Source organism: Natronolimnohabitans sp. A-GB9, from assembly GCF_030848565.1.
Taxonomy (GTDB): domain Archaea; phylum Halobacteriota; class Halobacteria; order Halobacteriales; family Natrialbaceae; genus Natronolimnohabitans.
The window spans coordinates 245,117-269,868 of sequence record NZ_JAVDDV010000003.1; the positions used below are offsets into that span (position 1 = coordinate 245,117).

General features: G+C 63.3%; 23 protein-coding genes. 11 read left to right on the forward strand and 12 right to left on the reverse strand.

From position 1 onward, the window contains the following. Positions 1-53: 53 nt before the first annotated feature. From RBH26_RS06200 to RBH26_RS06210, 3 genes are all read left to right on the forward strand, one after another. Entirely contained in the window at positions 54-1,181 is a 1,128-nt protein-coding gene (locus RBH26_RS06200; protein ID WP_306757269.1) for a signal peptidase I, read from the forward strand. A gap of 62 nt (positions 1,182-1,243) precedes the next feature. After that, the gene (locus RBH26_RS06205; protein WP_306757270.1) at positions 1,244-2,359 is read left to right on the forward strand and encodes a DUF5305 domain-containing protein; all 1,116 of its coding nucleotides are present in this window, start codon (positions 1,244-1,246) and stop codon (positions 2,357-2,359) included. A gap of 68 nt (positions 2,360-2,427) precedes the next feature. Further along, entirely contained in the window at positions 2,428-4,323 is a 1,896-nt protein-coding gene (locus tag RBH26_RS06210; protein WP_306757271.1) for a NosD domain-containing protein, read from the forward strand. A 27-nt stretch (positions 4,324-4,350) separates the two neighbouring features. Here RBH26_RS06210 and RBH26_RS06215 read toward each other — a convergent pair whose 3' ends face one another. The 6 genes from RBH26_RS06215 to RBH26_RS06240 form a co-directional block, all read right to left on the reverse strand. Beyond that, on the reverse strand, positions 4,351-5,286 hold the full coding sequence (locus RBH26_RS06215; protein ID WP_306757272.1) for a formyltransferase family protein: 936 nt from the start codon (positions 5,284-5,286) through the stop codon (positions 4,351-4,353). Between the two features lie 369 nt (positions 5,287-5,655). Then, positions 5,656-7,413 carry an archaeosine synthase subunit alpha gene (gene arcS / locus RBH26_RS06220; RefSeq protein WP_306757273.1) on the reverse strand — a complete coding sequence of 586 codons (1,758 nt, stop codon included), beginning with the start codon at positions 7,411-7,413 and terminating at the stop codon, positions 5,656-5,658. Next, positions 7,410-7,733: a hypothetical protein gene (locus tag RBH26_RS06225; protein ID WP_306757274.1), complete on the reverse strand. Its 324-nt coding sequence runs from the start codon at positions 7,731-7,733 to the stop codon at positions 7,410-7,412. The genes arcS and RBH26_RS06225 overlap by 4 nt, the downstream gene beginning before the upstream one ends. Before the next feature lie 321 nt (positions 7,734-8,054). Beyond that, positions 8,055-8,399, reverse strand: a complete 345-nt coding sequence (locus RBH26_RS06230) for a hypothetical protein (RefSeq protein ID WP_306757276.1) — start codon at positions 8,397-8,399, stop codon at positions 8,055-8,057. Between the two features lie 606 nt (positions 8,400-9,005). Continuing rightward, positions 9,006-9,215: a hypothetical protein gene (locus RBH26_RS06235; RefSeq protein ID WP_306757277.1), complete on the reverse strand. Its 210-nt coding sequence runs from the start codon at positions 9,213-9,215 to the stop codon at positions 9,006-9,008. 69 nt (positions 9,216-9,284) lie between these two features. After that, a complete protein-coding gene (locus RBH26_RS06240; protein ID WP_306757278.1) occupies positions 9,285-9,536 on the reverse strand; it encodes a hypothetical protein in 252 nt (83 codons plus the stop codon). Positions 9,537-9,671: 135 nt separating this feature from the next. On the opposite strand from RBH26_RS06240, the gene RBH26_RS06245 reads away from it, so the two are divergent. Beyond that, a complete protein-coding gene (locus tag RBH26_RS06245) occupies positions 9,672-10,952 on the forward strand; it encodes a DNA double-strand break repair nuclease NurA (protein ID WP_306757279.1) in 1,281 nt (426 codons plus the stop codon). 78 nt (positions 10,953-11,030) lie between these two features. On the opposite strand, the gene RBH26_RS06250 is transcribed toward RBH26_RS06245, so the two are convergent. Further along, positions 11,031-11,396: a hypothetical protein gene (locus tag RBH26_RS06250; protein ID WP_306757281.1), complete on the reverse strand. Its 366-nt coding sequence runs from the start codon at positions 11,394-11,396 to the stop codon at positions 11,031-11,033. Between the two features lie 307 nt (positions 11,397-11,703). On the opposite strand from RBH26_RS06250, the gene RBH26_RS06255 reads away from it, so the two are divergent. Next, positions 11,704-12,336 (forward strand): ArsR family transcriptional regulator, encoded by a 633-nt coding sequence (locus RBH26_RS06255; RefSeq protein WP_306757282.1) that lies wholly within the window; start codon positions 11,704-11,706, stop codon positions 12,334-12,336. Between the two features lie 184 nt (positions 12,337-12,520). Beyond that, on the forward strand, positions 12,521-14,374 hold the full coding sequence (locus tag RBH26_RS06260) for an ATP-binding protein (RefSeq protein ID WP_306757283.1): 1,854 nt from the start codon (positions 12,521-12,523) through the stop codon (positions 14,372-14,374). Between the two features lie 79 nt (positions 14,375-14,453). On the opposite strand, the gene RBH26_RS06265 is transcribed toward RBH26_RS06260, so the two are convergent. The 4 genes from RBH26_RS06265 to RBH26_RS06280 all read right to left on the reverse strand — a co-directional run bounded on the left by RBH26_RS06265 (position 14,454) and on the right by RBH26_RS06280 (position 19,113). Continuing rightward, positions 14,454-15,257: a CAP domain-containing protein gene (locus RBH26_RS06265; protein ID WP_306757284.1), complete on the reverse strand. Its 804-nt coding sequence runs from the start codon at positions 15,255-15,257 to the stop codon at positions 14,454-14,456. Between the two features lie 390 nt (positions 15,258-15,647). Next, positions 15,648-17,261 carry a long-chain-fatty-acid--CoA ligase gene (locus RBH26_RS06270; RefSeq protein ID WP_306757285.1) on the reverse strand — a complete coding sequence of 538 codons (1,614 nt, stop codon included), beginning with the start codon at positions 17,259-17,261 and terminating at the stop codon, positions 15,648-15,650. Positions 17,262-17,519: 258 nt separating this feature from the next. Beyond that, positions 17,520-18,143 carry a CocE/NonD family hydrolase gene (locus RBH26_RS06275; RefSeq protein ID WP_306757286.1) on the reverse strand — a complete coding sequence of 208 codons (624 nt, stop codon included), beginning with the start codon at positions 18,141-18,143 and terminating at the stop codon, positions 17,520-17,522. Between the two features lie 52 nt (positions 18,144-18,195). Continuing rightward, positions 18,196-19,113 (reverse strand): winged helix-turn-helix domain-containing protein, encoded by a 918-nt coding sequence (locus tag RBH26_RS06280; RefSeq protein ID WP_306757287.1) that lies wholly within the window; start codon positions 19,111-19,113, stop codon positions 18,196-18,198. A 138-nt stretch (positions 19,114-19,251) separates the two neighbouring features. On the opposite strand from RBH26_RS06280, the gene RBH26_RS06285 reads away from it, so the two are divergent. From RBH26_RS06285 to RBH26_RS06295, 3 genes are all read left to right on the forward strand, one after another. After that, complete coding sequence (locus RBH26_RS06285) at positions 19,252-20,775, forward strand: M23 family metallopeptidase (protein ID WP_306757288.1); 1,524 nt, start codon at positions 19,252-19,254, stop codon at positions 20,773-20,775. Between the two features lie 69 nt (positions 20,776-20,844). Continuing rightward, positions 20,845-21,681, forward strand: a complete 837-nt coding sequence (locus RBH26_RS06290) for a PspA/IM30 family protein (RefSeq protein WP_306757289.1) — start codon at positions 20,845-20,847, stop codon at positions 21,679-21,681. A gap of 206 nt (positions 21,682-21,887) precedes the next feature. Continuing rightward, positions 21,888-22,229, forward strand: a complete 342-nt coding sequence (locus RBH26_RS06295) for a hypothetical protein (protein WP_306757290.1) — start codon at positions 21,888-21,890, stop codon at positions 22,227-22,229. A gap of 115 nt (positions 22,230-22,344) precedes the next feature. Here RBH26_RS06295 and RBH26_RS06300 read toward each other — a convergent pair whose 3' ends face one another. Continuing rightward, a complete protein-coding gene (locus RBH26_RS06300; RefSeq protein ID WP_306757291.1) occupies positions 22,345-22,848 on the reverse strand; it encodes an FxLYD domain-containing protein in 504 nt (167 codons plus the stop codon). Between the two features lie 181 nt (positions 22,849-23,029). On the opposite strand from RBH26_RS06300, the gene RBH26_RS06305 reads away from it, so the two are divergent. Continuing rightward, positions 23,030-24,115, forward strand: coding sequence for a hypothetical protein (locus RBH26_RS06305; RefSeq protein WP_306757292.1), 1,086 nt, complete (start codon positions 23,030-23,032; stop codon positions 24,113-24,115). A gap of 62 nt (positions 24,116-24,177) precedes the next feature. Further along, positions 24,178-24,744 carry an HPP family protein gene (locus RBH26_RS06310; RefSeq protein WP_306757293.1) on the forward strand — a complete coding sequence of 189 codons (567 nt, stop codon included), beginning with the start codon at positions 24,178-24,180 and terminating at the stop codon, positions 24,742-24,744. Positions 24,745-24,752 lie beyond the last annotated feature (8 nt).

Sequence of the window (24,752 nt, forward strand, 5' to 3'; positions counted from 1 at the left end):
CCGTGACGATCGTTTCGACGTTCGTGTATTCACGATAATATACATAGGAGACTATGGGTTTACAGGGCCTCTCACGGCTGCTTCGGGTCGTACTGCTCGTGGTAGTCGTAGCCGTCGTCGCCGGTCAACTCCTCGGTCAGCCGATTTTGCTCGGCTACGTCACAAGTGCCAGCATGGAGCCGACGATCGAGGCCGGCGACGGCTTCGTCGCCGTCCCGGCGGCCGCCACGGGAGACGCAAACCCAGGGGACGTTGTCGTCTACGAGTCGACCGACGGTGAGCTGGTGACCCACCGTGTCGTCGACGAGACCGACGAAGGATACGTCACGCGTGGCGATGCGAACCCGGTGACCGATCAGGACCGTGGCGACCCACACGTCACCGACGATCGGATCGTCGCGACGGCGCTTCAGGTCGGCGGTACGGTCGTTACGATTCCCGGTCTTGGAACGGGGGCAAGCGAACTCGGCGCCGCAGCCGATACCGTAGGCCAGTGGGTGACGTCTGCCACCGACCTCGAGTTCGACGGAACCAGCGGCGTTGCCACCGTCGTGCTCGGGCTCTCGCTCGTTGGCTACGCGGTCGAGACCGTCCGCGATCGCCGTCGCGGTACCCGTCCGAGCCGGGGTGACGACGTCGGGATCGCTCCGCGTCGCCTGGCCGTCGTGTTCGCGCTCTTCGTCGTCGTCGTCGCGTCGGCGGCGATGCTCGTCCCCGCAGGCACGGAGTCGCTGACGGTCGTCAGCTCCGATCCGGCCCCCGATGGCGAGCTGATAACCGAACCCGGAGGAACCGCCGAGACGACGTATCGCGTCTCCAACGCCGGGTTCACTCCGGTCGTCACCTACCTCGAGCCGACCGACGGTCTCGCCCTCGAGTGTGAGTCGGTGGTGGTGTCGGGACGGAGCAGTACGCCTGTCGAGGCCACGCTCGAGGCTCCCGAGTCGACTGGCCACTACGAGCGGACGGTCGACGAACGGCGCTATCTACACGTGTTGCCCCGGTCCGTGATCGACGGGCTCTACGATGTCGATCCGTGGCTGCCGTTCGTCGCAATCGTTGCCGTACTCGGCGGGAGTGCGTACGCGCTCGGTCGGACACTCGCCGGCTCCGAGCGTGTTCGGACGGCACGAAAACGGGTTCGTTCCCGACGACGGTCCCGATCGTTTCGATTCGACTGACTACAGCCATAATTACGGATGATAGACACCCGACCGACACTCGAGACGAGGAGGCACCGACGATGAACGAGACACACCGACGCCTGCGGGTTCGCCTCTACGACCGGCGACTGCTCGCCGTACTGGTTGTCGTCTGTCTGCTGTGTGTCGGCGGCTGGCTGTCGTATACGGCCTACGTCGAGCCCGGCGACCGGACCGAAGAGCAGACGACCGACTCGTGGACGGTTTCGGGGACGGTCTCCCACGGTGCGACCGTCAGCGAACCGACCCCGATCTACGGCGACGATACCGACTCGGCCGACGGCGGAACGACCGTCACCGACGAACCGCTGTACTACACCGACGTTGCACCGGCGGCACATGGAGACGTTGCCGTCGCTTACGATGCGGACCGAAGCGACGACGTAACCGTCTCTCTCGAACTCGAGCGGGTGATCCGTGCGGTCGGCGACGACGCCGTCTACTGGGAGACGTCCGAACGACTCGAGCGCGTCGATCGAGCGGACGTCGAGCCCGGCGAAGACGTCGTCGCGACGTTCGAACTGAACGTCACCGACCTCGAGGATCGGACCGACGAGATCGAGACCGAGCTCGGGGCGAGTCCAGGCGAGACCGAAACCGCCGTCGATGCGACCGTTACCCTCGAGGGCGATGTCGAGGGTGAGTCGGTGTCGATGACGCGGACGTTCCGGATCGACCTCGCACTCGAGGGGGCGACCTACAGCATCGACGTCGACGAGCCACTCGAGGAGACCGTTACTGAAACCGAGACGGTGACCGAAACGCGGTCGTACGGGCCACTCTGGACGGTCGGCGGGCCGCTACTCGTCGTGCTCGGCGCCGTCGGTGTCGGTGCGATCGGTATCGTCCACCATCGGGGGCCACCCACAGAGACCGAACGGGCGTGGCTCGCCTACCGGGCGGACCGTGCCGAGTTCGAGGACGTAATCATCAGGGCCGACGGCCTCCCGGACGTTGCGGATCGGCCGGTCGTTTCCGTCCCGTCGCTCGGGGACCTCGCCCGACTCGCAATCGACGTCGATGGGGCCATCCTCGAGGACTCGAGCCGGGACCGATACGTCGTCGAACACGAGGGAAGTACTTACGTCTACGAGCCGCCCGACGATCCTGCTCGCTCGCGCTCGACCGGCGGGAACGAAGACGTCGACGCCACGTGAGCGATCGCAGCGAATTCCTTCGATACACGAACCAGACGGCCTATTAGCCGATGTGTGCCAGAATCGGTATGCGCAAGAGCGTGCGACTCGGCTGTGTTTTCCTCGTCGCGTTCGTGTTACTCGGCGGTGCCGGGCTGTTCGTCGCCGACCCGGGGACCTCATCACCCGATCCGGTTCTGTTCGAGGACACCGTCACGATGGGCGTCACGCTCGAGAACGACCCTGGCGGCGGCGAGATCGACGTACCGAAAGCCCAGGCGTTTTACTCCCAGTACGAGTACGTCGTCGGCTATCGCGGCGTCGAACGGCTCGTCGACCATCACCACCAACCCGACCACCGGAGCCAGTTTGGCTATCCGCTTGCGGTCTACGTCACCGACTTCGGTAGCGCCGAGGTCGAACTCACCGAGGACGGGTATCCGACCGTCGACGGCTCGCTCGAGTGGACCGACGCCGAGTCGGCCACGTTCGTCGTCGACAGCGACGCCCGGACGCCGGCCGGCGAGACGGTCGTGCCGTTTGCCGACCGCGACGACGCCGAGCGCTTCGCGTCGGCCCACGGCGGCGACGTCCGCTCGTGGGAGCAACTCCTCGACCGCCAGTTCGACGTCGACGACGCGACGGCCGTCCGCGACCGCGTCGACGAACGCCACGAGCGGGCAGACGAACAGGTCGCGGCCGCAAGCGACCTGACCGAGCGACCGGCAGCGCTCGTCGTCGGCGAAGACACCGAGACGATCCAGGCGGCGATCGAGGAGGCGCCCGCGAACACGACGGTCGTCGTCCCCGACGGAACCTACGAGGAGACGATCACGGTCGATCGACCGGTGACCGTCGCCGGCGAGGGCAACGCGACGATCCGCGGCGACGAGAACAGTACGGTCGTGACCGTCGAGAGCGACCGGGCCGCCGTCACGGGGGTCCACGTCACGGGCGTCGGTGAGACGACGACCACGGAGGGAGACCCAACCGACGACGGCGACGCCCTCGAGATGGCCTACGGACAGGGCGACGCCGGGATCGAGGTCGACGGTGGGGCCGACGTGGTGATCGAGGACGTGACGATCGACACGGCGGCAAGCGGCGTCTTGCTCAGGGACAGCCCCGAGTTCGTCGTCCGGAACGTGACCGTCGAGGAAAGCGAACGCGTCGCCGAAGGCTACATGGGCGTCATGACGATCGGATCGCCCGACGGACTCGTCGAAAACTCCCAGTTCAGCGACGGCCGTGACGGCCTCTACACTCACCGGTCGGACGGCCTCGTCTATCGGGACAACGTCCTCGAGCGAAACCGGATCGGCGTCCACCTCATGTATACGTCGAACGTGTTGATCGCCGACAACCGGATCACCGACGCGAGGGCGACCGGCATCGACGTGATGACCAGCCCTGAACACAACGCGGTCGTCGGCAACGAGATCCGTGGCTCCGATCGGGGACTGCTGATGGCCGGTACCCGATCGTACGTCGCGGACAACCTCATCACCGACACCTCCCTCGGACTGACCGTCGGTGCCGGGGCCTCGATCTACGAGGGCAACGTCCTCGTCGGCAACGACGACGGGATGCGGGCGACACATCCCCTGCCGACCAACAGCGTCGTCGACAACGATTTCGTCGACAACGAGCGACACGCGACGGCCGGAAGCGGCGTCCTCCGGACCTGGTCCGAGGACGGGACCGGCAACTACTGGGAGGGTGCGATCGGCTCGAGTGAGGGCGCGGTCCTCGACCGGCCGTACTCACCAACCGAGTCGGTCGATCGGAACCTCCACCGCGTCGATGGAACGCCGACGCTCGCCCAGGCGCCGACGACACACGCGATCGAAACGGTCGACGACGCGGTTCCCGGAATGCGAGCGGCCAGTATCGTCGATACGGCCCCGCTCTGTGAGCCGGCGAACCCGGATCTGCTCGAGCGAACCGACGCCGAGTTGCCGGACCGCGACTGTGTGGCGAACTGATTCGTGCCAGTCCAGGCCACGACCCCGCTACGGATAATCGGCAACGTCGCTCGAGTGCTCGGGTGTCCCAGCAGGCGTCCGCTGGCGTCCGAGTTGACGACGCAGTCGCCCGGCGAGGTTTTTCGCGAGTATTCGTCCCGCGAACGCAGGCGTGCGCCGTTGGTCGCGGTAGTAGAACTCGCCGAGTTGCTCGTCCGGGATCGTCGTCGGTTCGAACGTCGGATCACAGAGGTTCTCGACGCCCTCGGTCAACAGTCGGATCTGGAGGGCAGCAAGGCGATCGAAGACGTCCCAGAGCGTCTCACAGCCGGTCAGCGAGACGTCGTCGTAGGCGACGATCTCGCCGCCGTCGATCGACTCGTCGAGTCGCTGGAGGGTCGATCCGGCACGGTCCCGACCGTCGTGGAAGATCGCCGGCGGTCCCATCCCGCGGTAGCGACGAATGTCGGCCGGATGGAAACTCAAGACGCCGTACTCCGGTGCCGTCAGGACGTCCCCTCGGACGAGCCCGAATCCGAAACGAATCACGAGGTCACAGCGGTCGGCGACCGTCTCGACGACGTCCTCGGGGAGTTCGTTCCATCTGCCTTCGGTCCGGGGCTCACAGCGGACGTGATCGGCGTCGGAAATACAGTCGACGTTCTCGACGGAGTGGCGATGCCAGAGGACCTGCTCGTCGCCGAGCAGTCGGCCGACGTTTCGCTCGGCGAGGACGAGCGTCCAGGCCTTCTCCTTCCGGAGGAGGCCGACGAACTGCGCGATATCGTCGAGTCCGATTCGATCCCGTTTGTTCCACGATTCGGCCTCCTGGTCGGCGTTGCTAGCGTTGGTGACGACCAACTCGATCGAGACGTCGGTCTCACGCTGGAGGCGTTCTAGCGCACGTACCTCCCACTCGAGGAGATACGACTCGGTCAGCAGTCCGACAGTCACTGGCTCGGCATCGGCCTCAGCGTCGGTCATATGGTACCTGTCTCTCGAGAGAGGGGCCCTTAGTTACCGACATCGTTTGGCGTCGAGGCGCGAACGAGCCCGTATCACACGATCAGTCGAGGCGAACACCTGTCAGAAAATAGTACTGCTTACGCCGATAGCACGTCGATACTGATCTCGAGCGGGAGGGATACGTCGGCTTACCGTCGAAAGACAGAGGCAGACTGCGAGTGAATCACTGGTTGTGTCCGACGAACCACGGCGTAATCGGACCGAACACCGAACGTGTGAGCTCTGTGGCGAGACTGTCCCCGTGGCGGTCTACCGCGAGCACCTGCTCAAATCGTGTCCCGGGCGGTAGACGACGATCGGCGGTACACGAGTCCGTGGCCGACAGCGTCACTTCTCTTCGACGTGACGGATCTCGCAGGCGATCCCGCGCGAGCTCTCGGTCATCTCGCGACCGAACATCTCCGCGCGGCCGACGGCGAAGGCCGACGGCCCCTCGACGACGACCTCGTCGCCGACGCGGATCTCGTCGTCGGCGTCGACGACCCCCGGCGCGAGCACGCTGCCGTGGGGGACGAAGCCGTCGATCTCGACGCGTTTCGTCGGCGCGTCGCTTTCGACCCACCGGCGGGCACCCTCGAGCGTAAACGAAAGCGTGCCGTACTGGGGCACCATCGTCGCAAGCTGGGTGTCGTCGGCGTCGCGGACCTGGATCTTCGGGTAGCGACTCGTCGTCTGAATGTCGTCGAAGAGGTCGTCGCCTGCGCCGTCGCCCAGCAGGTAGTCCGCGATGGCGCGGACAGTATTGTGCTCGCGCTCGCGCTTGCCGTACTTGAGTTCGCCCGACAGCGCCGTTCCGAGATTCGAGAGGGACTCGTCGTCGGTCGGGTGGCCCCCTTCGGGAACGGTGTAAGTGATATCGAGGTCTAACGCCTCCTCGACGCGGGAGACGATATCGCGGTAGCCCTCGTCGGGGACGTGGGCGACGATCTTCGGGTACTCGTTGCGCTCGAGGTAGCGCTGGAGCACTTCGCTGACGAACTCCTTTTCGTCTTCCGACCAGCGGCCCGTGACGACGGTGTCGTAGTGTTGGGCCGGATACGTCGTCTCGAGTTCCTGGGGGACGACGCCGATCGGTGAGGTCATCGAGACCAGGTGAGCACGCCACTGGATGACGTCGTGGAACTGCCGGTGGCTCTGGGACTCGCTGTACGGTTTCGCCGCCGAACACGGCACCAACACGAGCGGATTGTCGAACCGGTTTCGGTACCGGGTCGTCACGCGGTCGGCGTAGCGCTGGATCTCGACGCGCCGAAGGGTGTCCGACGTCGCGGCGTTGATCTCGGCGTCTCGCAGAATGGGCGTCCGCTCCTCGAGATACCCCCACTGGGAGTCGAGTTCGCGCATCGCGGCGGTGAGCCACTGGTCGTGGCGGGCCTGGCCCTCGACGTAGTCCCGGAGGCGGCCGTCCCGGATGCGACGGCGGACGACTCCGAGTTCGGCCTCGAGTGCGTTTCGGTTGTGCTCGACGCAGTCCTCGCGGGTGAACTCCTCGCGGGGCTGCTGGCAAGCGGGACAGGAACACGGTAACTCCGCTAAGTCCTCGAGGAAGTACGCCTCGTCGGTCGTCAGATACCGCCCTTCCGTCCCCTTGACGACGGCTGCGGTCTCGTCGAAGAGGTCGACGCCGGCGTAGGCGAGCAGTGCGACATTGCGTGGCGTGGCAACGCCGGAAAACAGGAGAGCGGTGTCGGTCGGGATCGCCTCGCGGACGTTGACGACGGCCTCGACGAGCGCTGCGCCGTGGCCCGTGATCGACTGGACGTCGGAGACGGCGTAGGCGTCCGTGCCGTGATCCTCGACGTGGTCGCTCGCGACGACGGCGACGCTTGGGTAGTCGACGTCGGGGTGGTCGACGGCGAACGACTGCTTGACCTCGTCGGCGGTGCCACCGGGAAACGACCGGTGAGGGAGGACGGTGAGTTGTGAGTCGTCGCCGTCGGGCAGGTCCCGATCGGCACTCCACAGCGATCCCGCGTCCTCGAGGACGTCGTCGACGAGCGCGGGGGTCCTCACGGACGACTCGAGGCGGAGCTCGCCCACGCGTGCGGCCCCGTCTCGGGCGTGTACTTCGAAGTACTCGGTCATACCGGAACTGGGTGGCGGAGGGCGAAAGAGGCTGTCGGTCGCGGTTCGTCCGATCCACTCACTCGAGTCGGTTCAGTCAAATGCTGTTTGACAGCGCGATTCGAGGATCGGTCACGCGACTGTGGCCGTCCCGCGGAGACGCCGCGAATTCGCGACCGACGGGTCGTTGACTGCTGTCCGACAGGTACGTTCGCCCGGTCGCCGTACTCGCGTTCGGCGGCGATCGCCGCGGGAGCGGTGCCGGCACAGGGGACCACGATCCGGTCGCCGGCCTCGGTGTACCGACGCACCCACTCGAGATACGGCGCAAGCGGTTTCACAGTGCCCCAGCCCCAGGCGTTGCGTTGCCGTTGGCACGGGACGTATGGCAACTCTGTTGGTCGCGGACAGGCATGGGTCCATACCAGGACCGATGCGTAGCCACCGCTCGAGGCGTATATCCCCGATGTCGAACAGTCTGGCTCACCGTCTTTCGTGAGGGCCGTCGTCTGAGCGACAGTGTAGCAGTGCTCGCCCCACTCGGTCTGTGCATTATACTTTTGTACGTAGCACTAAGGGCTTCCCAAGCCAACTAATGTACAATAAGTGGCCCCAGAAATCACCAGAATCTATTTATATTGCCTCACTTAGATAGAGGACTTTCATGCACAGGAGAAAGTAGCTCCAATCCACTCGTTAGATCTGATATCCATTTCTAATGATAAAGAGTTCTGTCTCCTTTGACATCGTTCAATTGTGGCCTCAGGCACGGTATCAGCAAGATTGAACCACTTCATGTCGATATCTTCAACTGCAATTCCGACCTGATACTTCGTAACAGGTTCGCCGAGTTCAGTTTCTGGGATTTGTTCTGACCTAACTGTTTGACCATCCATACCATCTACGGTGAATGACCGCCAATGGTCAATCTCATTATCCCAAATGACGATAAGATCTCCAGTGCGGTCTATCTCCGACGTATTTATGAAGACAACCTCACCAAGCATTACCGGCGAGTCAGACGGAACCCGCTCACGAATGGATCCGAGGCATCCCGCAACGGACGACGCGGCCGAAATACCCGCAATTCCGAGGACCGATCTTCTAGAGGGCATGTGAGCATTTTTGACACGATATATAATAAAAAGCCATCTATAAATTTGCTGAGATAGTTGGAGGGTTAACCAATCATGCTTCAGTTAGCGATCTCTCATCGTTAACGGTGATTGTAATGAGGAACCAACAAATAGTCAGCGGCCGGAGTTCAATATACCCGGTGTAGGACCCTACTCGACCACAAATCAAGGTTTTCCAGAAGTAGTCGCCTTTGCCCTGGGCGGTGCGTTGGTGCTGGATCGGCACTCGCTCGACAAGCGGGATGGACAACAGCCAGTACACACCCGATCGCGTCCCGACGCCTGTCACCGAACGCGACAGCGTCTCGAGTGCGATCGGTGTGTGCATCGTTTTGTCCGGCAGTATGAATAGTTCATTCGGCACAGATTGCCCGAAACAGTCGAGCAGAACCGTCGATTCGAGTACCACGACTCGAGAGCTGCGAGTCACACGTCGGCTGGACCTTCGCCGGAGTCTCGCCTCAGAGGCGAGCATGCTCACCCGTCACCGGCGTTCTCGCGGGGAAGCTCCGTTCGTTTCGAGAGGTAGACGGCGACGACGAGAAAGCCCGCGAGCGGAACAACGATCCCGTAATAGTACATGCTTGAATTCTCGAGTTCGAGACGTCTCGCGTCGAGATAGACGAGAATACTGATCGGGACCTGAGCGACGAGTGCGGCGACGAGAAGGAGGGCGGCTGATTCCATATCACAGTATTCTCAGCTGTGTTGAACTGTTTTCGTGGAGATAACGAGATCCGCGAACGGCTGTCCGTCTCAGTGGTCGAAAGTGGCTCCACAGTCGCCACAGACGGTCCCGTGGCCGGGTTTGGTTCGCTGGGCGAAGACGGCACCACACTCGTCGCAGATCATGTAGAGTCGATGCTCCGGTGGGACGCCCGCCTCGAACGTTAGCTGGATCCAGGCGTCGGCGTTGGTTTCGTCGTAGATCGTCACGTCGGCACCGTTCTGGCGCCAGTTGATCGGGTCGGCATCGGTGTCGACCGCTTCCGTACCTCGCTTGGACATCGGGTCGTCTCCGTAAAGACCGTCAGTAGATATAATTTTTCTGATGGTAATTTACACACCCTCGAGTTAATCACGGACTACACCGGCGCCCGTCCGACCGCTGACTTTTTGCGAGTGGACTGAGCGACACCGAGTATGACACTCGATCCGGTTCACTTCGACGGCATCGCGCAACTCGCGAGGCGGATCGACCACGGGGCCGACGAGCGCGATCGCCGCGCGTTCGCCGAGACGGTCTGGGCGGAGTTTCTCGATCCCTTACGCGACGAGGGCCGGACGATCGTCGAGCCACTCGACGACCAACACCGACGACTCGTCGACTGCGAGGACATTGCGCTTCGCGAGCGACCGTTCGCGACCGAGCACGGGCTCGACGCGGGGACGATCAACCCGACGACGTTCAAAAACGGTCTCGTCATCGACATCGCCCAGGCCGCGATGGCCGCGACGCCGAGCGATCTCGATCTTCATCGCTCGCGGACGACCGTGATGACGGTCCACTCGAACGACGAGACGATGACCGTCGACGAGTCGTGGGGAAAATTCGACGGCGGCTACAGCAAGAGCCGTGCCGTGAAGATCCCGCCGCTGCCACGTTTCGCCGAGGGCGTCGTCCACGCGCTCGCACTCTACCTCGCCGAGAGCAACCACGCGCTCGATCACATCGACGACGTCACTGACCTCCTCGTCCTCGATGGGCCGATCTACCCCCGCGGGCTGTTGCGCTGGGCCGACCAGCATCCCGACCTCGCCGACTTCCTGCTCGAAGATCCCCGGCCGACGACGGTACTCGAAAACTACGTCCGACTGGTCGAGCGGTTCCTCGAGCGCGAGGTTCCTCTCGTCGGGTTCGTCAAGAATCCGGCGACGCGGGTCATCACGCGCACGCTGAAAGGCAAGCGCGACGTCGACGTTCCCACACCCTGGAACGACGACGCGGCGATGTTCACCCGGCTGCTAGAGCGTGGCGAGTACGTCGACGACGTCGACGGCGAACGCTGGGAACGGGACACCTCGGCGCTTTCCTACACCAACTGGTTTCGCTCCCGTGGCGGCGTCGACCGCCCGCTATCGGTCGCGGGCGACGCCCTCGGTGTCGAGCGAGAGCGGTCCCTCGAGGACTACGAAGTCACCTTCTTCGTCGTCTACGATCCCCGCGACGACCTCGTCTATCGAATCGAGGCCCCCTACGCGTTCACACGGGATCCGGAGCGTCGCGACGCGTTGACGATGCAACTCCTCCAGGACATCGCCGTCGCCCACGGTCCGCCGACGATCGTCGAGAAGGCGGACGAACTCGCCCGGATCAGCCGTTCCGAAAAAGCGTCGCTGCGCGAGACACTCGAGACGCAGTTCGATACGTCACAGGATCGCAGCTACGACGATCACCGGTGGAACGGGGACGAGTCGTACTGAGACGGTCTGCTGTAACCGCTTTCGAAGCGTCCGTACGAAAAGAGTCACCGACCGATCGCTCGTGGGTCGCCGAGAGTGCTATCCGCCGTTCTCGGCGGCAGTGCTCGGTTCGACGGCGTCGCGTTTCTCGACCTCGAGGTCGACGTCGTCGGGGTCGATGCCGATCCGGGCGAACTGCGTCTTGATGTGTTCTTTCGCCCCCTCGATCGCCTGTTTACGAGTATCGAACCCCCGCGGCATCGGCGATTCGAACGCGAGGTTCACTTCGCGGCCGTCGACGAGCTGGGTCGAGCCACCGCTGTCGACCTCGTAGAACTCGTCGCATACCCAGACGTACGCGGCGTCTTCGTCCGGGGCGCCGCGGAACGTGGGCGCTCGTTCGCCCCGCTCGTACAGCGTGCCAGTGAGCTCAGTACCGCCGGCACGACCGCGTACCAGTATCATACGTTTGGCTAGGGGCCGTGGCTGCAAAAAGACAGTGGCAGTTCTCGGTCGGCACCTCGAGATCGGGGCGACTGCTCGGCTGGACGGTCGAACGACGGTCGACTGCACCGATCGTTCGGGAATCACATCCGTCGGTATCGGAGACAGTATGCAGTATCACCTCGTTTCTCGGCGGTTGGGAGACGTCGCTATACCGGCATTTTACGCCCACTCGGAGTAATACGCGTCTTCTCCGAGTAATCACTTGTTCTCGAGCCAAATCGTTTTGGAAACGGGCTTATCCCCGTTCCACTAGTGGGAATGAGTAATGAGTTCAGACGCCCACTTCGGCGGTGGAAGCGAGCCGGACCCGCTGAGAAACGTTCCGACGGAGTGTTACGACGTCTTCCGCCATCCGCGCCGCCTTCGCATCCTGGAGATTCTCGGTACGCGTCGCACGCGACTGTCGCTGACGGAGCTGACGACCGAAATCATCGACCGCGAGGAGCCTGACGTTCCGACCGGACAGGCCCGGTACGAGATCCGGACGAATCTCGTCCACAACCACCTGCCTCGGCTGGCCGACCACGGTCTCGTCACGTTCGACACCGAGAGTGGCGTCGAACTCGCCGACCAGCCGCCGGTCCACCCCACGGAGCTCTCCGGACTGCTCGAACTCTGTAACAGCGGGGCGTGTAAGGAGCTGCTCGAGGCGATCGTCCATCCCGTTCGGCTTCGAATCGTCTCGATGATCGCAGAGACGAATCGGCCGCTGTCGCTCGAGCGACTCGCTGCGAAGCTCGTCGAGCGCGACGTCGGATCAGTTTCTGACCCAGAACGTGTGGCAATCTCCCTTCACCACACTCACCTCCCGATGCTGGCCGACGTCGGCGTTCTCGAGTTCGACGCCGACTCCGGACTGATCGTCCCCGACGAGCAGCCGATGTCGATTCCACAGTAACCGAGACCGACCGGCAAATCGAAGACGTCTACCGCGGACAACGAGAAGCGAACCGCTCACCGCCGAACCGATCGTCTCCGTCTTTCTCGCCGTCCCCGAGTCGAAATCGATTCGAATCGATCCATCCACAAGCGGTCGCGCCCGGAGGGAAACGGGTTTGTAGACCGGGCCGGATGGAACCCATATGACCGATCTGGGTGATTTCGGTGATTTCAGCGCCGACTCAGAGGAAGATTCTGGCGCTGGAAGGGCCGACGCGTCCGATTCCGCGGGAGGGTCGACGAACGAATCTCGTACCGAAGCGCCGACAGGAACGGCCGACACAACGAGCGACGAGTTCGAGCGGACGTCCGTCGAGCCCCGCGGCGAGGACGTCGGCATCGGCGCGCTCTGTGTCTCCCAGGGGTTGCGCGTCGCCGAAGACGAAGCGGACACGACGCTGCAGGCGTACGTGACTCGAGGCAACCGATCCTCGATTCGCATCGGGAGCTATCTGCTGGCCCCTTACCCCGACGGAGAGACACTGTTCTGTCGGATCACCGGACTCGAGTACGCCCAGCAGTACCACGCCGACGACGCCACCGAAATCCACGCCCGCCGTGCGATGCGCTCCGATGGCGTCGACGAGGCCGACTACAAGTTCGTCGCGAGCCTCGAGCCCGTCGCGGTCCTCTACAGCGACGACGGCGAGTTGAAACGCCGGATGACCGACCGCGTCCCGAAACCCCAGACGGTGATCCGGGAAGCCGACGACACCGAACAGATCAAGACGGGATTGAAGATGCCCGACGATGGCGTCTTCCTCGGTCACCTCTCGGTCGGCGGTGAGAAGGTCCGAACCGCCGCGTCGCCGCCGACGATCGACTACCGGCTGAAAGACGACTACGAGGCGGGCGATCCGCTCGTCTTCCGGCACACGCTGATCGCCGGTGGGACGGGGTCGGGGAAGACCCACGCTGCCAAGAACGTCCTGCGACAGTTCCTCGCCGACGACCGGACGTATCCGATGGCCGACGGTCGCGAGGTCAGTCCCGCCGTCGTTCAGTTCGACCCCCAGGACGAGTACGCCCAGATGCACGACGACAACCCCGAGTTAGACGACGCGTTCGCGCGCCGACTCGAGCGCGAGGACATCGCCTACGGCGGGGTCTCGGACACGACGGCGTTCGTTCCGAAGGTCGGCGACGCGAGCTACGCCGCGGGCCACCACCGCGCCCAGCAAGTCGAGTTCACGATCCCCTTTCGGATGTGTCGTAGTCGGCCGTGGCTCGTCTCCGGCGGCTCGCTCAACGACAACCAGTACGGGGCGCTTACGTACCTGATCGATCGCTTCTTCGATCAGTACGGCGACGACGGTACCTACGCGGAGTTTACCTCCTTCCTCGACGATCCGGCGCTCCGGGAGGAACTCGACGAGTCCGGTCGCGTCCACGAGGCCACCTACGACGCCGTCCGGCGGCGTGTCTTCGGCTTCGACGACGTCTTCGATCAGGACGCCAGGCCGATCACCGAACTGGTCCACCAGTTCGTCCGTCCTGGCGGCCTCAGTGTCGTCCCGACCTACCACATCACGGACACCCGGGCGACCGAAGCCGTCGTCCTCGCGCTCTCCTCGCTGCTGATCGACGAGAAGCTCTCGAACGACCCGACCTACGATCGGATCAAAGAGACGCCGCTCGTGTTGGGGATGGACGAGGCCCACAACTTCCTGACCGACGCCGACAGCGTCCAGGCCCGGAAGGTCATCTCCAAGTTCACCGAGGCGGCCAAACAGGGTCGCAAGGAGCGGTTAGGACTGTTCCTGATCACGCAGGACCCACAGGACATCGACGACGCCGTCTTCAAACAGATCAACACGACGATCGTCCTCAACCTCGGCGACGAAGACGCGATCAAAAGCGTCAATATACCGAGCAACCTCGAGTCGAAAGTCCCCTACATGGAGAAAGGACAGATGGTCGTCTACTCCCCGGACAACTCCGAGCCCGTCGAACTGATCGGGCTCTCGACGTGTCTGACTCGACACGGGCGGGACTGATACGGATTGCTGTACCGATGAACCGGTGAAACGATACGCGGGTCGTGGTTTCACCGGGAAATCGGTACAGGGGACCGTCTCAGCAGAAGTTCTGCGTGACGAACACCTGATCGTCGTCAGTCACGTAGACGCCGATTCCCTGGCTCTCCCATTGGTCGGCGAGGAGGTTCTCCGTGTGACCCGGCGAGTTCATCCACTGTTCGACGACACCGTAGCCCAGTTCCCGTTCGCCTTCGTAGTGGACGGTGTCGCGGTCGTCAGTATCGACGGGCGTATCGTACCACGTCTGGGCGATGTTCTCACCGCCGACGTAGCCGTCGACGTCACACTCGTAGCCAGCTTCCTCGTACCGGTCGGTGAAGTCGTTCCCCTCCGGATCCTCGTGTGAGAAGTAGCCGCGCTCGGCCATGTCTTCGCTGTGAGCGCGAGCGATATCTCGAAGTTCGGTGTCGAACTCGAGTTCGTTGACGTCCGCGTCGGCACGTTCCTCGTTCACTGCCTCGTGGACGTACTGTTCGACCGCCACTCGGTCGACATCATCGGTCTCGTCGTCCGCCTCGGGCTCCTCGTCGGGGCCGTCTTCAGGTGTCTCGTCGTCGATTTCGTCGACGATATCGCCGGTCTCGGTACCGATGATGTCGTCGATGTCGACGTCCTCGAGGAACGAGACAGGAGCGTCGATATCGGGATCGATCGCGGTCGACTCGGCAGTAGCGTCGGCCACCATCGTATCGCTTCCATCGACGGCGTCGTCTGCGGTGTCAACCGCCGACGTCTCGTCGGCCTGGTCGACGACGTTCGACTGCGAGACGACGGCGCTATCGACCGACGACGCTCCGTCGGTCGTATTCGAACCGGGTGCGGCGGCGCCCACACCGATCATACTCGAGACGAGTATCGCTACGACTGCTGCAGTAACTATCGATCTCCAGCGTTGTTTCATCCGCAGCACACATTAGAAGATAGTCCACAATAGTAATCCGTAATCTACGAGAAGAAATAATGCGGGTGGTGGCTCGAGAGATGATATTGTCGGCTGATAGGGGATAAAACGGCCGTCAGGAGACGTACGAGTCGCGTTCTACCGTTTCGTCGCACGAAACGGCAGGTGTATGTATCCGATGCGACGGAAGTCACCGATTCGAGACGGAGACGCGACGAGCTCCGTACTCGTCTGCTCGCCGGGGTGTACGCTCTACCGATCAGCTCGCGTGGTCGCCGGGATTGACTTTCGTACTGTCGGACAATGCTATTTACGTGAGAGTGTCGGCAATTATCCCTGTCCGACCATCGACTCTTCTTCGTCCCACTCCTGTTCGCGGAGTTCGTACTTCTGGATCTTTCCGGTCGCCGTCGTCGGGAGGTCGTCGACGAACTCGACGCGGTGGACGACCTTGTAGCCGGCGAGTCGCTCGCGGGTGAACTCGGTCAGCTCGTCAGGGGAGACGGGCGGGTTCTCCGGATCGTCGTTCGACGGCACGACGAACGCTTTCGGCGTCTCGCCCCACTTCTCGCTCGGGGACGGGATCACTGCCACGTCCGACACCGCGGGGTGATCGAACAGCGTGTCCTCGAGTTCGATACTCGAGATGTTCTCGCCACCGGAGATGATGATGTCTTTCTCTCGGTCCTGGATCGACAGCATGCCGTCCTCGTTGACGACGGCCAGGTCGCCGGTGTGGAACCAGCCCTCACGCTTCTCGTTGAACGCCTCCTCGGTCGCGTCAGGCTTTTCCCAGTAGCCTTCCATCACCTGGTTGCCACGGACGAGGATCTCGCCGATCGTCTCGTCGTCCCAGGGAACTTCGTTGCCGTCGTCGTCGACGACCTCGACCTCGGTCGCCAGCGGCGCGATCCCCTGGCGCTTTTTCAGCGCGAACCGGTCGTCGCTGTCCTCGTCGATGAGCCGGCGGGTCGCGGACGTACCGATGAGCGGCCCCGTCTCGGTCGCGCCGTAGAGCTGGCGGAAGTGCCAGCCGAACTCGTCTTCGACGGTCTCGATGACGGTCTCCGGCGGCGCGGCGCCGGCTGCGGTGACGCGCATCGGGTTGTCGCCCTCGGTCTGGACGTCGTTTTCCTCGTAGTACTCGCCGAGCATGCTGAGGACCGTCGGCGCACAACAGAGGAACGAGACGTCCTCGTCGGTGATCTGCTGGAAGATCTCCGCTGCGTCGACGCCGCGGGTACAGACGTGTTTCGCGCCCATGCCCGTGATCGCGTAGATGTGACCCCAGCCGTTGACGTGGAACATCGGCAGCGTCCAGAGGTAGACGTCGTCGTCACGGATCTCGTGGTGGATCGTCACGAGCTGGGCGTGCAGCGACTCGGTGCGGTGGGTCCGCATGACGCCTTTCGGATCACCGGTCGTCCCTGAGGTGTAGTTGATCGTGATGACGTCGTCCTCGCTCATCTCGGGCCGTTCGTAGTCCGGCTCGACGTCTGCGATGAGGTCGTCGAACTCCTCCCAGTCGCCGTCGACTTCGTCGGCGTCGTTCGTGATGAAGATCTCCGTCGGGACCTCGTCGCGGATCGCTTCGATCTTCTCGGCGTACTCGTAGTCGGCGATTACGACCTTGGAATCGGAATCGCTGAGCAGGTACTCGTAATCCTCGGGCGTCAGCCGGTAGTTAAGCGGCGTGTGAATCGCCCCGAGCTGCATGATCCCGTAGGCCGACTCGAGGTGGTAGTGGGTGTTCGGGTCGAGCACTGCCACCCGGTCCCCTTTCTCGACGCCGCGGTCCTGTAGCACCGTCGAGAGTCGGTCGGCTCGGTCGGCGAGGTCCTCGTACGTGAACCGCTCGCCGGTCGTTGCGACGACTGCTTCCTCGTCGCCGTAGTATTTGCGCGCCCGGTCGATGAAATCGGTCACCAGGAGTGGGACTTCCATGCATGCAGTTCGATTTTTGTTTATAATATTCTTTATGGACTGACTTCGTCGTCTCTCCTCTCTATTATCGATATATTATTCAGTTAATTAAACTATTTATAAATAAGACATTACATAGGAGACACCAGGCGCCATCGTTGACATTGTGGCGATACGCGACGGACGAGTCGTTCCATGCCGGATACTGCCCGGAGTCGCCACCAGGGGACGACGAAGATCACGCCTCGATTCGGCGAGACATCGGTACAGCAATCCGTATCAATCGCCGTGTCTCGATGGATACTCGAGCAGCGTCCGTTCGAAGAACGCACCGACGTCGTCTGCAACGGTATCGTGGTTCCCGACGAAGAAGTGGTCGGCCGACAGATCGGTGACCTCGTCACCGCGCTCGCGGGCGCGGTCGACGATCGGTTCCCAGTCGACGGTCGTGTCCCGTTCGCCGTAGAGAACGTGAACCGGTACCGCGAGTCCCTCGAGGGCCGCGAGTGCGTCGAGGTCGTCGGCCAGCCGTGCCGTCGGTGCGAGAACGGCGACAGCGTCGGGGTCGACGTCGCCTGCAGCGAGCAATGCCAGGCTCGCGCCGAAACTGTAGCCAAAGAGCCCGACTCGATCGAAACGGTCGTCTCCACGGGCCCAGCGGACGGCGTTGCGGACGTCTTCGCGTTCGCCGTACCCCTCGTCCCACGGGCCGTAGTCAAAGCGCATGCAAGCGATTCCGCGCTCCGTAAGCGCCTCGGCGACGGCGGTCAGCCGGCCGTCCGATCGGGAGCCGCCGTGTTGGGGGTGGGGTGGTGCGGCGACGACGATCGCGTCCGTTTCGTCGTCGGCGTCCTCGAGCGTCCCGCGAACGTCGCGGCCGCCAGGGATCAGGACGTCGGTCATACGGGCGTCTCTGTCGGGAAGGATAACAGACCCTGGGATCGATCCCGACAACCTACCGAACCGACGACGAACGAACCGTCACGGTTGCTATCGCCACCTCCTCGTCGACGACGACCGTCACTGTTCCAGTCTCACCGTCGAGATCGACGGTCAGTCGCGTCGGATCGCGGGACTCGAGGCGGACAGTCCCTGCGGGAAGCTCCCAGAGGTACTGGTGAGGATCGATCCCGAGCTCGCGCAGCGCCATGGCGACTCGATCGTCGGTTACTGTCGCCGAGAGGAGATCGATACCGAGGACGAACGAACAGGTGGAACACTCGAAGGCCATCCAGTGAGCGTCGTCGTCGACGGCCTCAATTCGGGGGTCGACGGCTATCTCGCCGGCGCAGTCGGGACACTGGCCCCGCCGAGCGATAGCGAGATCGTGACGGACGCGTGCGTCGAGGACCTCGAGCACGGCGTCGACGTCCTGCCGGTCGAACGCCCGCTGGGGAAGCGAGTAGGTGAAGCCGACCCACTCCTCGCAGTCGTCGCAATCGATCGAGACGAACCCCCGTTCGTATCGCAGGACAGCACCCGAACCGCAGACCGGACAGTCGGCATCGATCGGCGTCGGCTCGAGGGCGAACGTCTCGGTCGGCCGGTGGGCGAGAACGGCCCGATAGAGAGCGGTCGCACTCGCCGTCGGCACGTAGCCGTCGTCGACCTTGCGGACGTAGATCCCGCGGAGTTGCTCGAGGTGGTAGTTGAACTTGCCCGAGTCACGGATCCCGACGGCCTCCATCAACTCGGCGTAGGACTTCGGTTCGGTGTAGATCGCCACCCAGTCCTCGAGCAGGGCGAGCAGAATCTCGAGGCGGATCTCGTGGCCCAAAAGCGAGAACGCCTCTCGGGCGTCGATGTCGGGTTCGTCTTCGAGAGGGTTCTGGTCGACGCTCTCCTTGACTGGGCCGTCGTCCTCCGACACCATAGCGGTGTATCGTTGGCCAACTCAATGACGGTTCCGGGTCGTGGAGGATCCGTTTCAGAAGATAAGTGATGTGTTAGCACGAAGTGTGAACTGGAGTTCACAAAACGGTTACATAAAGACCTGACGTTCGTCCCAACAATGACGGAAACCCACGCCTCAGAACAGCGTGTTGCACGCATCCGCCGGACTCTCCGCGAACTTGATCCGGCCAGATACGGCTGGCTCGGCCTGCTCTCCGTACCGGGGTATCTGTTGGAATCACTGGCGTTCATGCAGCTCTTCGCGCTGTTTTTCCTCCTGTTCCTGTGGGTGTTCGTCGAGCCGCTCGTCGACCGCATGCTGCAACGCGGGGCCGACGAGGAGACCGAACCCACCGACTGGATCCATATGGGCGACTGGCGCGAGTGGGCCGTCTCCTACCTCTCGATCCCGATCGCGTTCGTGAACCCCCTAATACTCGCCCAGGACGGTCTCCAACTCCTCGGGTCGGCGGTCGCCTTCGTCCGCCACCGCGGCTCGGTGCCCGACCCCGACGACGAGCGCCCGATCACCTACCGGCTGCCCGTCGACGGCACCTGGACCGTCGTCAACGGCAGCCTCGAGAAGGAGTACTCCCACTCGTGGCTCCCGACGACCCAGCGCTACGCCTACGACCTCGTGATTACGGACGACGATGGCCGCTCGAGACCCGCGGGGACGAAACCGGCTCTCGAGGAGTACTACTGCTACGACGAACCCGTCCTCGCGCCTGCTGACGGCGTCGTCGTCGATGTCTTCGATACCGACCTCGAGCCCTCTCGGGGCGGCGGGTTCGCCCACCCACTGAAACGGGATCTCCGGGGCAACTACGTGACGATCAAGCACGCGCCCGACGAGTACAGCTGTCTTGCCCACCTCGTCCCCGGAAGCATCGCTGTCGTGCCGGGTGAGCGAGTCGAGCGCGGACAGCGGATCGGTCGGTGTGGCCATTCGGGTAACTCCTCGGAGCCACACCTCCATTTCCAGTTCCAGGATCATCCGACGTTCGAGATGGCCGCGGGGATCCCGCCCCGATTCGCGAACGTCGACGTCGAGTCGCCCTGGCTGGACGACGACGAAAGCAGGGAGTCACCTGCCGACGGCGAACCCGACCACGACGGGCCGACCGCGATCACTGCCGGCCAGCGAGTGACGACCGTCGAGCCGGATCGTCTCGAAACCGATGCGGACACTGGCCGAGTGGAGACAGAACCGGCGACTGATGGCGCGGGGCCGTCGCACCCGACACGTACACCGTTACGACACCGGGCGCTCGCGACGCTCGAGCGACTGGGGCTCGGCATCGCGGTCGCCGGCGTGTTCGTGGTACTCGTGGGTATCGGTGGCGGAATCGCGGGCGTCGGCGTCGGGGTACTCGAGGTAGCGACCGTTCTCGCGGGTGCCGTAGTCGTCGGCCTCGGCTGGCGTACCATCGCCAGCCGAAGAGGAAGGGTCGCGAGGCCGGGTGGTCTCGGGGTGCCACTCGGAGTCGCTGGAGTAGCGCTTCTCTGGGCTGTCGCTCCGGCCGCTCGTTCGCCTGGAGAACTACTTTTCGTCGGCGTCACTGCATACGTCGCGTTCGCGGAGTGTGACCGGTACGTCCGCCGACGCTCGAGGCGACGAATCGGCGTCTCGCAGGGGTAAGAAACGGGAGAGTTGCGGAGACTGTCGTTGAAGTGATGTTTTTAAGGGTGACGAGCGATACGTACGAGTATGGGCATCCTCTCGCGGACCTCCTACATCATCCGGTCGAAGCTCAACTCGGTGCTCAACCGTGCCGAGGACCCGACGGAGACGCTCGACTACTCCTACGAGCAGATGCGCGACCAGCTCCAGGACGTCAAGCGGGGCATTGCGGATCTGACGACACAGAAAAAGCGCCTCGAGATGCAAAAACGGCGCCTCGAGGACAACGTCGAGAAACACAACGAGCAGGCTCGAACCGCGGTCCAGCAAGACCGTGAGGATCTGGCACGACGTGCATTAGAGAAAAAGAAGACGAAGATGAGCCAGATCGAGGACCTCGAGCGCCAGATCGCAGATCTCCAGAACCAACAGGATCAGCTGATCGAGAAGAAAAACGAACTCCAGAACCGCATCGAGGAGTTCCGCACGAAAAAGGAGACGATGAAAGCGCGATACGAGGCCGCCGAAGCGAGTTCGACGGTCTCGGAGGCGATGACCGCGACCGGCGAGGAGTTCGAGGACGTCGGCCGCGCCATCGAACGCGCCGAGGAGAAAACCGAGGACATGGAGGCCCGTGCCGCCGCACTCGACGAACTTCACGAATCCGGCGCCTTCGACGACGTCATCTCCGACAAAGACCAGATCGACCGTGAACTCGAGCAGCTATCGAGCGACAGCGGCGTCGAGGCCGAACTCGAGACGCTGAAATCCGAGGTGGGCGAAAGCGAGACCGAGACGCCGAGCGAACCGGCCGACGACGTCGAGGAGGGCGACCTCGAGGACGTCGCGGACATCGAGGACGACGTCGAAGACAGCGAAATCGAGGCAGAACTCGCGGAGCTTCAAGACGAAGAGAACAACTGATAGGGCTGCTAGGGGCTGCTGTACCGATCTCTGCCGGTCGACAGCGTGGGTCGGCGATCGCCGGTCGGTGACCACAGTAGTCCGTATGAGACGCTCCCATCGTTCGAATCGCCGGCTTGTCGATCGACCATCACAGTGAGTGATGTGTTCTTCAGCGTATGTATGTGAGAACAACACCTACCAGGCATGACCTCGTACCGTGACATATGGCCACAGAACTGACCCTCGATGACATCTCACTGACCAACCAGCTAGTCCTGCTCGGTGTCGTCGATCGCTACCGAAACGACGAGACGCCAGTCCAGACACACGAAATCCGCCACGTCTGTACGAACCGACTCGAGAACGTCGACACCGGTGTCGTCGGAACGGTCACCGAAGCCGACGTCACCCGATCGCTGTACCGACTCGAAGCCGAAGGATTCGTCGAGGAGGTCGCTCCCGAGGGGACGTCGCCGACCGGAAAAGGTCGTCCCGCCTACACGCTCGATGCCGATCCCGAGGCGGTCTATGAGGGTGTCGACGACGAACTCATCGCGGACGAGTGATACGGTCTCCTGTCGTCACTGACCGCCGATCGCCAGAACGGGGCCGGCGATCGGCGGTAACTAGTTACAGCAGTTGTTGGAACGGGCGAGAAAAGAGTCGGGCGTCGTCGAGGACTCACGTCGGCGTTCCGAGCACCGTAATATCGTAGTCGGCGATATCGGTCGGCGACTCGAGAAGGATCACCTGAAACTCCCAGGCCGTCCCGCCGTCGAGATCGCCCGTCGTGTCGAGATAGCGCCCGATCTGATCGCCATCGTCGGTGTAGACTCGCACGCGAACCTCGGCGACGTCGACGCGCTCGTCGCCGGTGTATTCGACGACACCCTGAACGGTCGATCCGTGGTAATCGTCCTCGAGGACGAACTCGTGGGCCTCGAGTGTGAGGTCGTCGAGGGAGGTCACGCCTTCGGTGACCTCCTGTTCGGCGAGTGACTGCGCCGCGGTCAGCTCCTCGGGCGAGCGGTCCTCGCCGTCGACGTCGTCGACGGTACCGTTCTCGTAGTGAGGATCGCCCTCGATACCGACGCCGTTGTCGCCGGTACAGCCGGCGAGGACGGTCACGGCGCCGCCGCCGAGTGCAGTGAGGAGGAAGCGGCGGCTCGGTGTCGACCGCGTCATCGCTGACCTCGTGTTCCGCGGCGCCTCACAGACGGAGGGGTTTCCTGGCCATGCATCGTCGTACTCGACACGGCGGATTCCTTTCAGTGTGGGCCCTGAACCAGCAGCGCCGCTATTGTAGACATCCGGAGTCGGTATGTGCAACGCAGTCCCTTATTGTCACTTCCGGCGACCATGATGTATGGGGTCTTCCGAGGACGACGAGACGCTCGAGTCCCACGGTACCGATATCGGGAAGCGGACGAGTTCGCTGACGAGAGTCCGGGAGTGGGTACTGGTCGAGGGAGACCGGCTGTTCGTCGCGACGCTCGTCTCGGTCGCCGTCTTCGTCCTGTTTCTCCTCCTGAACGAGGTCGGTATCATCGCGTTTACCAACGACGACTCGATCACCCGACTGGCCGGCGGGATGATCGCTGGCACGTTCTCGCTCGTGACGCTCGTCGTCTCGATCAACCAGCTGATCCTCTCACAGGAGTTCGCCTCGGCCGGCGATGCCCGCGACCAGCTCGCCGGCGTGATGGAGTTTCGGTCGAACGTCGCCGACGCAGCCAACGTCCCGGCGAGTCCGGCCTCGCCGTCGCGGCTCCTCGAGCTACTCGTCGAATCGACTCGGTCTCGAGCGCGGGGACTCGCCGACGCGACCGCAGACTACGACGATGCCAACGCCGAACAGTTGATCGACGAGTATTCGAACAGGATCGAAGAGAGCGCCGATCGAGTCGACGAGACCCTCGAGCGAACGAAGTTCGGCTCGTTTCAGGCGGTGTCGGCAGCGATCAGCTACGACGCTGCCTGGCAACTGTACGTCGCCAAAAACATCCGGGAGCGATACGAAAACTCGCTCCCTGACGAGGCAGTCGCAGAACTCGACGAACTGATCGAGACGCTGGAGCTGTTCAACACGACCCGCGAGCACTTCAAGACGACCTATCTACAGAAGGAACTTACGCGTTTCTCACAGCTGACGATCTACTGTGGCGTCCCGGCGATTCTCTCGGCGATGTTGATCGGCTTCGTCTACGCGGATCTCACCGGGCCGACCGTCAGCGCCGTGGCCCTTCCGTACGTCGTCAGCGCACTCATCGCGATCGTCGTCTCGCCGCTTGCTCTGCTTACCGCTTTCATTCTCCGGACGGCGACCGTCACTCGCCGGACGGCCTCTATCGGCCCGATGTTGCCACAGAAGGATCCCGAGGCCGGACCGTTCGGGGTGACCGACAGCAGTGGATCAGACGCTCCCAGCGGGAGCGTCGCCGAGACGGACTGAACGCGTTCCCGTGCAGATGACGGCCGACAGCTTATGACGCCGTCGTCGCTATTTCCCTGCCGATGGAGTTGCTGGAGCGACTGCGTATCAGCGTCGACGAGTCGGTCGACATCCGAGACGACCTGAGCGCAGGGATCAACGTCACGTTGCACTTCATCCTACTGGGCGGCCTGGCGTGGGGATCCGGTCAGCCGTTTCTCTTTCCCAGCCTCGGTCCGTCGGCGTATCTCCTCGCGACCGGCGAGAAGCCACGTGCCGAAGGTGCTTATCACGTCGTCGGTGGCCACGCGGTCGCCGCCGTCTGTGGACTGATCGCGTACCTGGTTTTCGCGGACGGGCTCGTCGTCACCGAGGCCTTCGAACAGGGCGAACGGTTCTCGAGCGAGGTCGGGTTGCTCGTCGTCAGCGGCGTCGTCTCTATGGTGTTGACGACGATCGGGATGCTCTGGACGAACACGAACCATCCGGCGGCCTGTGCGACGACGCTGATCGTCGCGCTCGGACTGATGTCGACGGCCGTCGAGGTCGGCATCATCGTCGTTGCGGTGACGATACTCGTCTGGGTTCACGGACGCATCGTCGAGCGCGTACAGACCGTCTGTGGCGTCGAGCCGAAGGACCCGCGGTAGCCGTCGCT

Excerpts from the sequence above, each read along its gene's own strand:
- RBH26_RS06210 (WP_306757271.1), top strand. The coding sequence starts at position 2,428 with ATGCGCAAGAGCGTGCGACTCGGCTGTGTTTTCCTCGTCGCGTTCGTG.
- RBH26_RS06205 (WP_306757270.1), top strand. The coding sequence starts at position 1,244 with ATGAACGAGACACACCGACGCCTGCGGGTTCGCCTCTACGACCGGCGA.
- RBH26_RS06275 (WP_306757286.1), bottom strand. The coding sequence starts at position 18,143 with ATGACCGACGTCCTGATCCCTGGCGGCCGCGACGTTCGCGGGACGCTC.
- RBH26_RS06235 (WP_306757277.1), bottom strand. The coding sequence starts at position 9,215 with ATGGAATCAGCCGCCCTCCTTCTCGTCGCCGCACTCGTCGCTCAGGTC.
- RBH26_RS06295 (WP_306757290.1), top strand. The coding sequence starts at position 21,888 with ATGGCCACAGAACTGACCCTCGATGACATCTCACTGACCAACCAGCTA.
- RBH26_RS06290 (WP_306757289.1), top strand. The coding sequence starts at position 20,845 with ATGGGCATCCTCTCGCGGACCTCCTACATCATCCGGTCGAAGCTCAAC.
- RBH26_RS06200 (WP_306757269.1), top strand. The coding sequence starts at position 54 with ATGGGTTTACAGGGCCTCTCACGGCTGCTTCGGGTCGTACTGCTCGTG.
- RBH26_RS06285 (WP_306757288.1), top strand. The coding sequence starts at position 19,252 with ATGACGGAAACCCACGCCTCAGAACAGCGTGTTGCACGCATCCGCCGG.
- RBH26_RS06260 (WP_306757283.1), top strand. The coding sequence starts at position 12,521 with ATGACCGATCTGGGTGATTTCGGTGATTTCAGCGCCGACTCAGAGGAA.
- RBH26_RS06240 (WP_306757278.1), bottom strand. The coding sequence starts at position 9,536 with ATGTCCAAGCGAGGTACGGAAGCGGTCGACACCGATGCCGACCCGATC.
- RBH26_RS06310 (WP_306757293.1), top strand. The coding sequence starts at position 24,178 with ATGGAGTTGCTGGAGCGACTGCGTATCAGCGTCGACGAGTCGGTCGAC.
- RBH26_RS06215 (WP_306757272.1), bottom strand. The coding sequence starts at position 5,286 with ATGACCGACGCTGAGGCCGATGCCGAGCCAGTGACTGTCGGACTGCTG.
- RBH26_RS06305 (WP_306757292.1), top strand. The coding sequence starts at position 23,030 with ATGGGGTCTTCCGAGGACGACGAGACGCTCGAGTCCCACGGTACCGAT.
- RBH26_RS06270 (WP_306757285.1), bottom strand. The coding sequence starts at position 17,261 with ATGGAAGTCCCACTCCTGGTGACCGATTTCATCGACCGGGCGCGCAAA.
- RBH26_RS06265 (WP_306757284.1), bottom strand. The coding sequence starts at position 15,257 with ATGATCGGTGTGGGCGCCGCCGCACCCGGTTCGAATACGACCGACGGA.
- RBH26_RS06300 (WP_306757291.1), bottom strand. The coding sequence starts at position 22,848 with ATGACGCGGTCGACACCGAGCCGCCGCTTCCTCCTCACTGCACTCGGC.
- arcS (WP_306757273.1), bottom strand. The coding sequence starts at position 7,413 with ATGACCGAGTACTTCGAAGTACACGCCCGAGACGGGGCCGCACGCGTG.
- RBH26_RS06230 (WP_306757276.1), bottom strand. The coding sequence starts at position 8,399 with ATGCTTGGTGAGGTTGTCTTCATAAATACGTCGGAGATAGACCGCACT.
- RBH26_RS06280 (WP_306757287.1), bottom strand. The coding sequence starts at position 19,113 with ATGGTGTCGGAGGACGACGGCCCAGTCAAGGAGAGCGTCGACCAGAAC.
- RBH26_RS06255 (WP_306757282.1), top strand. The coding sequence starts at position 11,704 with ATGAGTTCAGACGCCCACTTCGGCGGTGGAAGCGAGCCGGACCCGCTG.
- RBH26_RS06250 (WP_306757281.1), bottom strand. The coding sequence starts at position 11,396 with ATGATACTGGTACGCGGTCGTGCCGGCGGTACTGAGCTCACTGGCACG.
- RBH26_RS06245 (WP_306757279.1), top strand. The coding sequence starts at position 9,672 with ATGACACTCGATCCGGTTCACTTCGACGGCATCGCGCAACTCGCGAGG.